This is a genomic window from Acetobacter papayae JCM 25143 (assembly GCF_000613285.1).
Taxonomy (GTDB): Bacteria; Pseudomonadota; Alphaproteobacteria; order Acetobacterales; family Acetobacteraceae; genus Acetobacter; species Acetobacter papayae.
The window spans coordinates 1-12,700 of record NZ_BAIN01000063.1 but is presented as its reverse complement, the minus strand read 5'-3'; the positions used below and the strand labels follow the sequence as shown (position 1 = coordinate 12,700).

Here is a 12,700-nt window from a genome sequence, read left to right as displayed (position 1 = left end):
CTCCAACAGAAAAATGCTCCCACTGACTTTTTTCTGAAACATTCCAAGGAATTCCGCCATTTTTGGCCCATAAAAATACGATATCAAAACGGATGCTTCGGCACGCGAATGGCCCCCCAAAAGAAAAGGGCGGCCTGAGGCCGCCCTTTTCGATTCACTTGGTGGTTCTGGCTTCTGGAAAGGCCTGCTCCCAGCCTCCGCCCAGTGCATTATATAGCTGCACCAGATTGCCAGAGAGGGTGGCCGTGCTTTCGGCCTCCTGTGTCTGGGACTGAAGCATACGCCTCTGGGCATCCAGCACCTGCAGATAGTTCTGCAACCCGTGGCGGTACTGATCCTGTGCCAATGTGAGTGCACGACGGTCTGACTGCACCTGAGCGCTGATCGCCTGATTACGCCGCTGCTCAGCCTGCCAGGCCACCAGAGCGTTATCCACCTCACGCCATGCGTTCAGAACGGTTTTGCGATAATTGAGCGCCTCTGCCGCTGCGAGGCCTTTTTCATTTCAAGCTGCCCGCTCAGGCGACCACCCTGAAAAATAGGCAGGGTGATGGATGGCCCGACATTCCATGCCCGCGCATTCCAGAACCCCAGATCGCGGAAAGAGAGGGACTGAAAGCCAAACCCGGCATCAATCGTAACCTTGGGATAGAAATCCGCAGCCGCCTGACCGACTTCCGCTGTAGCCCCATGGAGCTGGGCTTCGGCCTCGCGAATATCCGGGCGGCGACGCGCCAGTTCGGACGGCAGGCCTACAGGTGCAGCAGGCGGCACCAGAGGAATGGCCTTACTCTGATTCAGCTCCGCATCCAGTGCGCCGGGAGGAGATCCCATCAGCAGATTGATGGCGTTGATCTGCATGGCAATCCGCTGATCGTATTGCGGCAGCAGGGCGTTGGTGCGCTGGAGTTCAGCCTGAGCGGTATCCACATCCAGTTCGCTCACCAGACCACTATGGTAGCGCGACTCGCTCAGCTTAGTGAGATCGGCTGCCAGATCGCGGCTGGCACGGGTAATACGCGCCTGCTCCTGCAACTGGCGCAGGGTAATGTAATCGGAAGCCAGCTCAGCCTGACGCGCTACCAGAATACCCCGGCGTTCTTCCTGCGAGGCTGTCATATAGGCTTTGGCGGCCTCGTACTGCCTGCGCACACGGCCCCACAGATCAACCTCCCAGCTTGACTGAAGGCCATCCTGCCACTGGTTAAGCAACGGCACCGAAGCGCTTGATGCAGCAGCTTCGATCTGGTCGCCCACCCCGGCCTGACGGCCTACGCGCTTGAGCACCCACTGCATTTCCTTGGTGCTGTACTGCGATGCCTTGTAGGAGCCCGAGGCGGCAAGGTCAGGAAAGCGCTCGGCACCGGCCAGCAGCAACTGGCCCCGGCTAACCGCAAGCTGTTCGGACGCCTGCTGCACATCAAGGTTCTGGCTGGCCAGCCGCTCTTCCAGCGCTGTCAGTTCCGGGTCATGGAAAATGCTCCACCATGCCGCCGGTGGTTCTTCTGTTGTCGGCACGCTCAGCAGGCGGGAGCGCTCCTGTGTGGCGGCCTGCCGCCACTGCTCGGGAGACCATGTTTCGGGCTTTTTGAAGTCAGGCCCCACCGCGCACCCTGCCAGCAGCACGGCCAGCACCAGTATGGATGCCGTGTCTGCCCGCCTTTTCGCCACCTGCGTTTTTGCCACTTGCCTGACCCTTCTCGAACCCGTACGCCGGGAAAATTATGCGCCGACGTTAATTTTTGCTACAACGTTTCTGTTCTGACCGACCGGTTCGGTCATTGCGTACCCTATCGTCTTTCCTTCGCGCGTCAATCATTCAGCCACCAGAGCCAACCGCCTATGTCCTCCTCCGATTTCCCTTCCGATCCTGCCTGCGGGCCAACAGGCGTCTCTGCTCCAGAGCCCGCCCTGTCATCCGACCGGCCCGGCGCGCAGTCCTGTGTGGGAGAATCGGAGGCTAAAAGGCAACAGATTCTGAGCGGCGCCAATCTCGTTTTTGCCGAACACGGCTACGAAGGGGCAAGCATGTCAGCCATTGCGCGCAAGGCTGGCGTTTCCAAAGGCACGCTTTACAACTACTTCACCAACAAGGCGGATCTGTTCACCGCCTATGTAGAGCAGCGCTGCCGCGAAAAGCTGCCACCCATTCTTGCCTCCATCAAACACGGCCGCACCCCGCGCGAGACCCTGACGCTGATGGCAGGCGGCATTATCCAGCTTATTACCCAGCCCGAAAGTCTGGTGCTGTACCGGATTATCGTGTCCGAAGCGCCGCATTTTCCGCAACTGGCCGTCTCGTTCTGGCAGCATGGCCCCCGGCTGGCGCTGGCTACGCTCTCGCAGTGGATTGCTGAACAGACGGAGCGCGGCACCATGTACACGGACGACCCGGACCTTGCAGCAGAACAGTTCTTTTCGCTCTGCCAGACGCGCATCGCCCACCGCAAGCGCTTCAACATGCCGCTGGAAAACGAGGAAGAGGACAAGCGCAAGGTCACGCAATCGGCCGTGGATATCTTTATGGCCGCTTATGGCAAGCTGGATGCCCAGAACACACCACGGGCCTGAAAACGACAAAACCCGCACGCCAGTCGCGTGCGGGTTTGCCATTGCCTGCCAGTAAAGACAGGCCGCCTGAAACGGCGTTTTACTTCTTCAGCGCATTGACCAGCTGGGGCACGATCTCGAACAGATCGCCCACCACGCCGTAATCCGCCACCTGGAAAATAGGGGCGTCGGGGTCTTTGTTGACCGCCACAATCACGCGGCTGTCCTTCATGCCGGCCAGATGCTGGATAGCGCCGGAAATACCGAACGCCATATACAGATCGGGCGCGACAATCTTGCCGGTCTGCCCCACCTGACACTCGTTAGGCACAAAGCCCGAATCAACCGCCGCACGGGACGCGCCAAGCGCTGCGCCCAGCACATCGGCCAGCGGGTCAAGCGTGTGGAATTTTTCCTCGCTCTGCATGCCGCGACCACCGGACACCACCACGCGGGCGGATTCCAGTTCAGGCCGATCGGACGTGCTGAGCTGCACACCTTCAAAGCGCGAGACTTCGGGGCTGTCGACGCCGGGCAGGGTTTCGACCGTGGCGCTGCCACCTTTCGCCGGGGCGGGGTCGAACGCTGCGGAACGGATGGTCAGCAGCTTTTTGGCATCGGACGAGCGCACGGTCGCCAGTGCGTTACCCGCATAAATGGGGCGCACGAACGTATCGGCAGATTCAATGCTGATGACATCGGGGATAGGCTGCACATCGAGCAGGGCTGCCGTGCGGGGCAGCACGTTCTTGCCGAACGCCCCGGCCGCGGCCACGATATGATCATACCCGCCAGCCAGCGAGGCCACGAGTGCCGCAAGCGGCTCCGCCAGATCATGCGCGTAACGGGCATCCGCCGCGTGCAGAACCTTGCTCACCCCAGCAATGGATACCGCAGCCAGCACCACGGCGGCATCGCCCGTGACCAGCACATGCACATCGCCCAGCTTGGTTGCTGCGGCCACGGCGGACAGAGCCGCCTTCCTGATCTGACCGCCTTCGTGGTCGAGAAGAACAAGAGCGGTCATGATCAGATCACCTTCGCTTCGTTACGCAGTTTTTCCACCAGTTCCGCCACGGAGTCGAGCTTGATGCCCGCCTTACGCTCGGTCGGTTCCGCAACGCTGACAACCGTCAGGCGCGGCGTCATGTCCACGCCCAGATCAGCCGCCTGCAGAGTTTCAAGCGGCTTTTTCTTGGCCTTCATGATGTTGGGCAGCGAGGCATAGCGCGGCTCGTTCAGGCGCAGGTCAGCCGTAATGATCGCGGGCAGGGAGAGAGAGACCTCTTCCGTGCCACCATCAACCTCGCGGCTGACGCGCGCGCGGCCTTCCGCCAGTTCCACCTTGCTGGCGAACGTGCCCTGGCCCCAGCCAAGGAAACCGGCCAGCATCTGGCCAGTGGCGTTCATGTCGTCATCAATGGCCTGCTTGCCGAGGATAACCAGTGACGGTTCTTCCTTGTCGACCAGCTTTTTCAGAACCTTGGCAACGGCCAGCGGCTCGGGGCTTTCATCGGACAGAACCAGAATGGCGCGGTCCGCACCCATGGCCAGAGCCGTGCGCAGGGTGTCCTGCGCCTGCTGCACGCCCACCGACACCACGACCACTTCGGACGCAGCGCCTTTTTCGCGCAGGCGCACGGCCTCTTCCACCGCGATTTCATCGAACGGATTCATGGACATCTTGACACCGGCGGTTTCAACACCGCTGCCGTCGGCCTTTACGCGCGGCTTGATGTTGTAATCAACAACCCGCTTTACAGGTACGAGTATCTTCATGACTTCTTTCGCTTGCTGACGCAGGAGAGTTCGGACGATCCCTTACAGTATTTTGGCCGAAATTCACATACCGGCCGGATAATTTGGCCCACCACCACCTTCGGGCGTGGTCCAGTCTATGTTCTGCGTGGGGTCCTTGATATCGCATGTCTTGCAGTGCACGCAGTTCTGCGCGTTGATCTGCAAGCGCGGAGCGGTTTCTTCATCCGCCACTTCATACACGCCTGCCGGGCAATACCGCGCTTCAGGAGCGTGGAACACATCCCAGTTGACCGTTTTCCACAAAGAGGGATTGCGCAGGTGCAGATGCACCGGCTGGTCTTCCTCATGATTGGTGGCGGACAGGAATACCGAGGACAGGCGATCAAAGGTGAGCGTGCCATCGGGCTTGGGGTAGTCCGGCTTTGCGCACACGCTGGCGGGCTTGAGGGTTTCGTTGTCCTTGTGCTGGAAATGCAGCGTCCACGGTGCGCGACCGCGCAGCAGCATGGCATCAAGTGCAGCGTAAACCGCACCGCCCCGGGCGCCAAAGCGCGCAAAGGCCGGACGTATATTGCGCGCGCCGCGCAGTTCCTGCCACAGCCATGAACGGCGCACCTTGTCGGTAAACGCCGCAGGCTCGGGCCGCTCGGCCTTGAGCGCCTCGGCCACGGCTTCCGCCGCCAGCATGCCCGACTTCATGGCCGTATGCGTGCCCTTGATCTTGGGCACGTTAAGGAAACCAGCGGAATCGCCAATGAGCGCGCCACCGGGGAATGTCAGGCGGGGCAGGGACTGCAACCCACCTTCGGACAGGGCGCGCGCGCCATAGGCAATGCGCCGCCCCCCTTCGAGGTGCTTGCGAAACGCCGGGTGTAGCTTCACGCGCTGCATTTCATCAAAAGGCGAAAGCCACGGATTGGCGTAATCCAGCCCGATGACAAAGCCATAGGACACCAGATTTTCGCCAAAATGGTACAGCCACGCTCCACCATAGGTGTTGTTATCCATCGGCCAGCCGAAGCTGTGCTGCACCAGACCGGGGCGATGCTTCTCAGCCGGAATTTCCCACACTTCCTTGATGCCCAGCCCATAGGTCTGGGGATCGACACCACTGCGCAGGTCGTAATGGGCCATGACCTTCTTGGTCAGCGAACCCCGGCAGCCTTCGCCAAACAGGGTGTAGCGCGCACGCAGTTCCATGCCGGGCTGGTAATTGGGGCCGGGCTCGCCATCGCGGCCCACGCCCATATCGCCGGTGACAACGCCCACCACGCGATTATCCTCGATCAGCACATCCGCCCCGGCAAAACCGGGATAGATTTCCACACCCAGTTCCTCGGCCTGTGCGGCAAGCCAGCGGCAGACCTCGCCCAGACTGACCACGTAATTCCCGTGATTGGCCATATGCGGCATGAAACGGTCCAGCATAGGCACGCGCAGGCTGCTGTTGCGTGTCAGATAGAGCATATCTTCCGCCGTGACCGGCGTATTGAGCGGCGCGCCGCGTTCACGCCAGTCGGGCAGGAGCTCTGTCAGGGAGCGCGGCTCGATAACAGCACCGGAGACGATATGCGCCCCGATCTCGCTGCCCTTTTCAATCAGACAGACATTTATCTCCGGGGAAAGTTGGCGCAGGCGGATGGCAGCGGCCAGTCCGGCGGGGCCACCGCCTACAATGACAACGTCAAACTCCATCGACTCACGCACAGGCTCACTCATCCCCTATTTACCCCCGTTGTACTTGCAACGGCCTCCCTAAACCCGATTTGTCAGAAAATTGCAAAAAAAGACGCAGCCCCGGTGCCTAGACAGCACCCCCAGACACCGCCGGAGCCTAGTGCCGTGTACCTGTTCGCGGGCCAAAGGCCAGCTCATGCACGGCGCGCCATGAATCATCCACGAAGTTGACAATAAGCGTGCGGCGCACCCCGCTAATGGGGCGGCGCACAAAGCCATGCCACGTATTATCCGCCGGAATGAACAGCACGGCAGAATTGAACGCCCCCGGCGCCCGCACAACGGATTCGCCTTCCTGCGTCATCAGATCCGTGCCCCAATCCGCCGATTCCGCCCCGCGTGAGAGCGAGACAAGCAGGGTCAGCTTCTTGGCCCCGATATCTGTATGGGGGGCCAGCCAGAATCCGTCCGTATCCAGACACAGCTCCAGCCGCAGAGCTGCCGTATCAAGCGCGATTCCGCAGGACTGCTCAAAGGCGCTGCGCATGGTCTCGCTATCAAACGCATGAGCCAGACTATCCAGCCGGGGGTCACGCGCGCGGGTTTCTGCATTGACGAACACACGGTGCGCATTGCGGGTTTCGCGGCGGCCTTCCACATCCCCCGCGATTGCCTGCGCACCGGGGTCCCATTCCTCCAGCGCGTCACACGCACTGGTGGGCAGCACATCATTCAGCAGCCAGTGGGCATAGGGTGTGCGGGCCGCGACCGTGCGGGCAAGAAGCGCGGGCAGGGCAAAGCCCACATCCGACGCACCAGTACCTTGAGACAGGGAAGCTCCGTGGCTCATACCGTCCTATCCTTGCATTATGGAACACAGGCCCAGCCCCACGCATACCGGCCAGACCGGGCAAGCATGGGAAAACCGGCAAAAAACCTGCCCTCTCCCAAACAGGAAACCGGGCATACAGGCGCAGGCTCTCTTTCCATGCGCCAAAATACCGGCAGGATCAAGGCGCGCGCGGCCGGGCACCGTACCCGCTCCCTTGAGCGCGCCCCCTATTCCACAGCCCCGCACACCGCCTGACCGGCAGCCCCGCAGCCACCTGTGCAGCATGGGCCAGATGCCTAAAGTGCGCCCGAAAACCGGGGCCGGGCCTTTTCCCCCGCCTGCGCGGCAAGGGCTGCATGATGGGTATCGAACACGGCGGCAATATTGCGCAGGAACGGCCGCCCGCGCTCGGTTACGCGGATATTCGCGCCATCCATCTGAATAAGCCCGTCATGCGCGAAAGGCCGCAGCGCGCTCAGTTCTGCCGTAAAACCAGTCTCGCCCCCTTCATGGGCAAGAGCTGCAATCGGCCCGCCATCAAGCACACACCCATATCGCACATGATACGCTCGATAATGGCGCCACGTGCCCGGTCCTGCGCCGAACGCGCCACCCCCCGCACCACCGGCAGGGCGTGAGAGGCAGCCATAGTACGCGCATAGGCAGCGGTGCTGACCTCGTTCTGGGCAAAGCCTTCAGGCAGCATGGAAATGGCAGAGGCCCCGATTCCCAGCAGCACCGCGCAGGAATCGGTGGTGTAGCCCTGAAAATTGCGGTGCATGGTGCCATCACCCGCCGCACGGGCCAGCGGGTCATGCGGCAGGGCGTAATGATCCAGCCCGATCGGCACATATCCGGCCTCGACCAGCACGGCATCCATGCGCGCACGCTGGGCCAGACGCTCGGTTGAATCCGGCAGGGACTCGGCTGGAATCAGCGCCTGCCGCCTCTGCTTCCACGGAATATGGGCGTAACCGAACACGGCCAGCCTGTCCGGGCGCAGGGCGGCAATCTGCCGCGCGGTTTCGGCCACGCTCTGCACGCTCTGATACGGCAGGCCGTAAATCAGATCGATATTGACTCCGGCAATCCCTGCTGCACGCGCCTGCTGCACGCAATCTCGCGTCTGCTCAAAGGACTGGATGCGCCCGCAGGCTTCCTGCACACGGGAGTCGATATCCTGCACCCCGAGGCTGACACGGTTGAAGCCCAGCTCGGCCAGCAGGTCCAGCCGCCCCGGCGGCAGGTGGCGGGGGTCGAGTTCCATGGACAGCTCGGCCTGTGGCTCAAGACTGAACCATAGCCGTACCACCCGCATGAGGCGCGCAGGGCTTCGGCCGGCAGGGTAGTGGGGGTGCCACCGCCAAACTGCACATGGCCAACCCGGCGCTGCCCGCCCAGAGCCTGCACATAGCGGTGCAGCTCCTCACGCAGCAGGTCGGCATAGGCTACCCGCCCGCTCTCATGGCGCATGACAGAGGTATTGCACCCGCAAAAGCGGCAGAGCTCGTCGCAAAAGCACATGGAAATAAAGAGAAACAGGTTCGGTCGCGGGCAGGGCCGCAAGCCATTGCTCCACCTGTGGGGAGCCGACCGCCTCCGTAAAACTGGCGGCGGTCGGGTAGCTGGTATAGCGTGGCAGGTTGCCACTGTATCGGGCAACCAGATCAGCCTGAGGCTGTGCAACCACGCTCATGCCAGTATCAGAAGCGGTAAGCGATACCAGCGGACACCACGGTGGGGTCCAGCGAATCCTGAGCGCGGATATGACCACCTGCGGCCAGACCGTTGACCTGACCGCCCTTTTCGTAGGCGTGCATGCTCACGAACATCTGCTTGACGTCGGCATTGAAGAACCAGTTGCCAACCAGCTGATAGTCAAAGCCGGCATTGATGGTCGGGCCAGCCGTGAAGGCGGAGTTCAGCGAGCTGCCGTTCGCACCCTGCATGTTGTAGAACCACATCAGGGTCGCACCAACGCCCAGATAGGGGTTGAAGCGCTTGTGGGGGCGGAAGTGCCAGGCGAAGGTCAGCGTGGGGGGCAGAACCCAGGCGCTGCCGACATCGAGCTTGCTGTTGCCCAGAATGCCGCCGGTGGCGCTGACTTCATGACGGGTGCTGGTGGCGATCAGGTCAACCGAGATGTTGTCGGTGATGAAGTATTCGAACGCCAGTTCCGGCATGGCCTGATTGGTGGTGGACGTATGAGCGCCCGTGCTCAGCGTGCCATTCAGACCGGGAGCCGTGAGCCAGACAGAGCTCTGACGGTCCTGCGGCAGAACACCGGTGCCGGACAGACGCAGCATCATGTCGCCCTTGCCCAGACCGATCTTGGTGGTGGCGCAGGTTTCGAAAATGCCGCAATGGCCTTTGGCCGCAGGCGCGTCGGGCACGCGGTCAACCACCGGCGCATTCACGTAGGCGGCATTGGAGGTAGCTGTCTGGGCGCGGGCGGCACCCGTCATGGTGGCAACACCAGCAACCATGACCGTAAGGAAAGCGCGGAACTTGACCATACCTGTTGTCTCTTCACTGCAACTTGAAAACTCACCTGCGGAAAGATCATGCCGCGCCTTCCACTACCTTGATCTAGATCAACTTCCATGGCAGTGCGCCAGCAATGCGCACGGGCTGTGACTTTTTGACCACAAGCCCCTTTTTGGCCGTACTCTGGCGGATTTTGAGAGAACCTGTCCGCTTTCACCGGCTTTTTGTCGTGCGGCGGCATACTGGCGGTGGTGCCCGTGTAACAGGCGCAACCCAGACCCGCATGCAGCGCGTCCGTGCCCCGTTATTGATTTATGTCAAAACACTCCGCATAATTACACGCAGTTTCAGCGCCCTGTCCGGGGTAGCAAGGGTATTCATGGCCCCCACCACAGGGGTTTCTGGCCGCCCGGCTGGTTTTTCTGGATTTCAATTGCATGTCCCAGACTCCTCCCCCTCCGTTACACCTCACGGCAGGCCGCCACACGCGCCCCGAAAGGACGGAAGGGGACCTCCAGCACTGCCTGCTGTGCGACCGGAGCCGGGGTGGGCTGTGTAACGGGATAGATCGTGACGGGCTTGAGGCTCTGGCCCATTCATCGCGCAGGCTGATACTGCCCCCCGGCTCCACCATGGTGGAGGAAGGGCAGTCGGCGGAGTCGTTCTTCAACATCACACGCGGCACGGTCAAACTGTTCAAATCCCTGCCAGACGGACGGCGGCAGATTACCGGCTTTGCCGATCCGGGGCAGTTTCTGGGCCTCAGCCGCTCGGGCCTGTACGCTTTCGGGGCGGAAACGGTCGATACCGTGCATGCCTGCCGGTTCCAGCGCCCCCAGTTTGAAGCCCTGCTGAACGACCAGCCAGACCTCAAGCGCAACCTGCTGGCCGCCGTAACGGACAAGCTGGCCGAAGCGCAAGAACAGATGCTGCTGCTCGGCCGCAAGACCGCCCGCGAAAAAGTGGCTTCTTTCCTGCTTGGCCGTGCACAGGCAGAGCAAACCATGCTGGGCGACACCCCGCCTGACCCAACCCCCGTAGCCCCCGTACCCATGACGCGGGTGGACATAGCCGATTATCTGGGCCTGACGATCGAAACCGTCAGCCGCACCATCAGCGCACTACGGCGCGAAAAGCTGATTGCCAGCACGGAAAATCACAGCATCCGCATTCTTCTGCCCGAAGCACTGCGCCAGATCGCCACGGGACAGACTGCGATCTAAAAACCCCCGCACCCTGCATGGCACCCTATCTGGCAATAAAAAACCGGCCTCCCCCTGAACAGGAAAGGCCGGTTTTTTTATACTTAAGTGCCGGGCAGAACCGGGTGTCACCACCCGGCGCTGTCAGCCCCTTCGCTACCTGTCAGTTCGCGTCGTCATCCCCATCGGACTCGCCATCGCCCGATGCCGGAGCCGCGGCCCCCTGCTCGGGAGAAACCGCAACGAACAGGGACTGCCCTTCCCGCAGGATCCGCAGCAGAACCGGCTTTTTAGCCGCCAGTGCCGTATGCACCGCGCCGACAACCGCCTTGGGCGTATCTACGCTGGCACCACCAACGGCCTGAATGACATCCCCCGGACGCACGCCAGCCTGATCCGCCGCCGAACCGGGCTCGACATCGCTCACCACCACACCATGCACATCGGCCCCAAGGCCAAGCTGCTGGCGGGTCTGCTGTGTTAGCGGCACAAGAGAGACACCCAGATGCTGCCCGGCGGATGTGGGCGCACCCGGAGCCGAGGCCGCCGAAGTCGCACCCGACAGGTTGCCCACCGTTACCTTGGTGGTTTCCGCCTTGCCGGCACGGATATAACCGATCGTTACCTGCGTGCCCGGCGCAATATCCGCCACCCGGACGGCCAGATCATGCGGGCTGCCGACTTTCTGGCCGTTCAGCTCGGTTACGACATCTTCCGTCTTCAGCCTGCTTTTTCCGCCGGGCTACCCGGCGCAACACTGGCTACCAGCGCCCCGGCGGGCGGCGCACCCGGCTGGGTAGAAGCCGGCAGGTTGAGCGCACTGGCCATAACGGGCGAAATGGTCTGGGCATTCACACCCAGATAACCGCGCACAACATGGCCGGACTTGCGGAGCTGATCCACCACCGAACGCACCGTATCGGACGGAATGGCAAAGCCGATACCGATGGAGCCACCACCCGAAGGCGACAGGATAGCGGTATTGACCCCCACCACCTTGCCATCCTGCGTGAACAGCGGCCCACCGGAATTGCCACGGTTGATGGGCGCATCCACCTGAATGAAGTTGTCGTACGGGCCTTCGTTGATGTCACGCCCGCGAGCGGAGACAATGCCGGCCGTTACCGTGCCACCCAGACCGTAGGGATTACCCACGGCAATCACCCATTCGCCCGGCTGCACGTCATCAGAACGGCCAAGTTCAATAAAGGGCAGCTTCTGGCTGGACGTAACCTTGAGCAGGGCAAGGTCTGTCTTGCTGTCACGGCCCACCACGCGCGCAGGCAGGGTCGTGCCATCATCAAGCGTGACCGTAACCTTGGTCGCGCCTTTGACCACATGGTTGTTGGTCACCACGTAGCCATCGGCTGAAATCAGAAAGCCCGAACCGCGTGCCTCAACCGGCTGACGCGACTGCTGAGGCATCATCTGGAACGGGAAGGGGAACGGGAAGGGCGAACCGCCACCCATGCCGCCGCCATTCTCGCTTTCCGCGACGGATGCCTTGATCATGGCGGTAATGGACACCACCGCCGGTTTGACCTGTTTGACCAGACCGACAAAATCAGGAATGCGCTGTTCCGTGCCGGTAGGCTTGATCACCCCGGCCACAGGAGCGGGAGCAGCGGCCGTATCCGCTCGCGCGGCATGCACGCCCAGCGGGGAAGCCACGCCACCCACAAAAAAAGCACACCCGGCCAGCAACGCCGGAACCCGGTTCCGCACGCGGCCACGCTGTTCTTGATTCATCACAGATTTTCCAGACATCACGACCTTGACTGTTCCTTGTTCCATCCCGGCCCATCGCACGGCGCTGGCCCCTGTTCCTAAGGCAACGGGAAGCCTGCCCGCAGTCGGGGGCAACGCGCCACCTTACGCCTGAACCGATTATATGGTTGCCCCGCAAGGAAAAAAAACCTCACCGGACAGATTCTGGCCCACAGGGGCACCAGCAACAAAACGCGACAAAAACACGCCATGGTGGTGCAAACCGGCTCCGGCTTACCGGCCCGCCCGCCATCCGCATGACCCACCAGCGATACTGTGCCCGACTTTCCGCCTTTTTCATGGCGGGATCAGGGGCAAAGCTGACAACAGGCTTTTTTACGCCGTGGAATCGTCATTGCGTCCACCGGCACGCAGGGGGGCAAAGAACTCACGCAGCAGGGCTGCTGCCTCGCGCTCGCGCACG

At 61.8% G+C, this 12,700-nt stretch carries 10 protein-coding genes and 3 pseudogenes; 2 read left to right on the top strand and 11 right to left on the bottom strand.

From position 1 onward, the window contains the following. Positions 1–154 precede the first annotated feature (154 nt). A pseudogene (locus JCM25143_RS19280) lies at positions 155–1,686 on the bottom strand (efflux transporter outer membrane subunit). A 156-nt stretch (positions 1,687–1,842) separates the two neighbouring features. On the opposite strand from JCM25143_RS19280, the gene JCM25143_RS12200 reads away from it, so the two are divergent. After that, complete coding sequence (locus JCM25143_RS12200) at positions 1,843–2,571, top strand: TetR/AcrR family transcriptional regulator (protein ID WP_025861391.1); 729 nt, start codon at positions 1,843–1,845, stop codon at positions 2,569–2,571. A gap of 79 nt (positions 2,572–2,650) precedes the next feature. Here JCM25143_RS12200 and JCM25143_RS12195 read toward each other — a convergent pair whose 3' ends face one another. The 9 genes and pseudogenes from JCM25143_RS12195 to JCM25143_RS12165 all read right to left on the bottom strand — a co-directional run bounded on the left by JCM25143_RS12195 (position 2,651) and on the right by JCM25143_RS12165 (position 9,336). Continuing rightward, a complete protein-coding gene (locus tag JCM25143_RS12195; RefSeq protein ID WP_025861390.1) occupies positions 2,651–3,577 on the bottom strand; it encodes an FAD-binding protein in 927 nt (308 codons plus the stop codon). A 2-nt stretch (positions 3,578–3,579) separates the two neighbouring features. Continuing rightward, positions 3,580–4,329 carry an electron transfer flavoprotein subunit beta/FixA family protein gene (locus JCM25143_RS12190; RefSeq protein ID WP_025861388.1) on the bottom strand — a complete coding sequence of 250 codons (750 nt, stop codon included), beginning with the start codon at positions 4,327–4,329 and terminating at the stop codon, positions 3,580–3,582. Positions 4,330–4,392: 63 nt separating this feature from the next. Further along, positions 4,393–6,030: an electron transfer flavoprotein-ubiquinone oxidoreductase gene (locus JCM25143_RS12185; RefSeq protein ID WP_025861387.1), complete on the bottom strand. Its 1,638-nt coding sequence runs from the start codon at positions 6,028–6,030 to the stop codon at positions 4,393–4,395. Between the two features lie 115 nt (positions 6,031–6,145). After that, on the bottom strand, positions 6,146–6,838 hold the full coding sequence (locus JCM25143_RS12180) for a 2OG-Fe(II) oxygenase (RefSeq protein ID WP_051543306.1): 693 nt from the start codon (positions 6,836–6,838) through the stop codon (positions 6,146–6,148). A gap of 278 nt (positions 6,839–7,116) precedes the next feature. Continuing rightward, a complete protein-coding gene (locus JCM25143_RS25455) occupies positions 7,117–7,365 on the bottom strand; it encodes a hypothetical protein (protein WP_408735042.1) in 249 nt (82 codons plus the stop codon). Then, the gene (locus JCM25143_RS25450; RefSeq protein ID WP_408735041.1) at positions 7,296–8,138 is read right to left on the bottom strand and encodes a radical SAM protein; all 843 of its coding nucleotides are present in this window, start codon (positions 8,136–8,138) and stop codon (positions 7,296–7,298) included. The genes JCM25143_RS25455 and JCM25143_RS25450 overlap by 70 nt, the downstream gene beginning before the upstream one ends. A 74-nt stretch (positions 8,139–8,212) precedes the next feature. Further along, positions 8,213–8,293 (bottom strand): annotated as a pseudogene (locus JCM25143_RS25445) (hypothetical protein); the annotation flags it as partial. Then, a complete protein-coding gene (locus JCM25143_RS25440) occupies positions 8,283–8,510 on the bottom strand; it encodes a hypothetical protein (protein WP_408735040.1) in 228 nt (75 codons plus the stop codon). The gene JCM25143_RS25440 and the pseudogene JCM25143_RS25445, both read right to left, overlap by 11 nt. A 13-nt stretch (positions 8,511–8,523) precedes the next feature. After that, on the bottom strand, positions 8,524–9,336 hold the full coding sequence (locus JCM25143_RS12165; RefSeq protein ID WP_025861383.1) for an OmpW/AlkL family protein: 813 nt from the start codon (positions 9,334–9,336) through the stop codon (positions 8,524–8,526). A 408-nt stretch (positions 9,337–9,744) separates the two neighbouring features. Here JCM25143_RS12165 and JCM25143_RS12160 point away from each other — a divergent pair, with 408 nt between their 5' ends. Next, a complete protein-coding gene (locus JCM25143_RS12160) occupies positions 9,745–10,530 on the top strand; it encodes a Crp/Fnr family transcriptional regulator (protein ID WP_025861381.1) in 786 nt (261 codons plus the stop codon). Between the two features lie 142 nt (positions 10,531–10,672). On the opposite strand, the pseudogene JCM25143_RS19270 reads toward JCM25143_RS12160, so the two are convergent. Further along, positions 10,673–12,276: pseudogene (locus JCM25143_RS19270) on the bottom strand (Do family serine endopeptidase). Positions 12,277–12,700 lie beyond the last annotated feature (424 nt).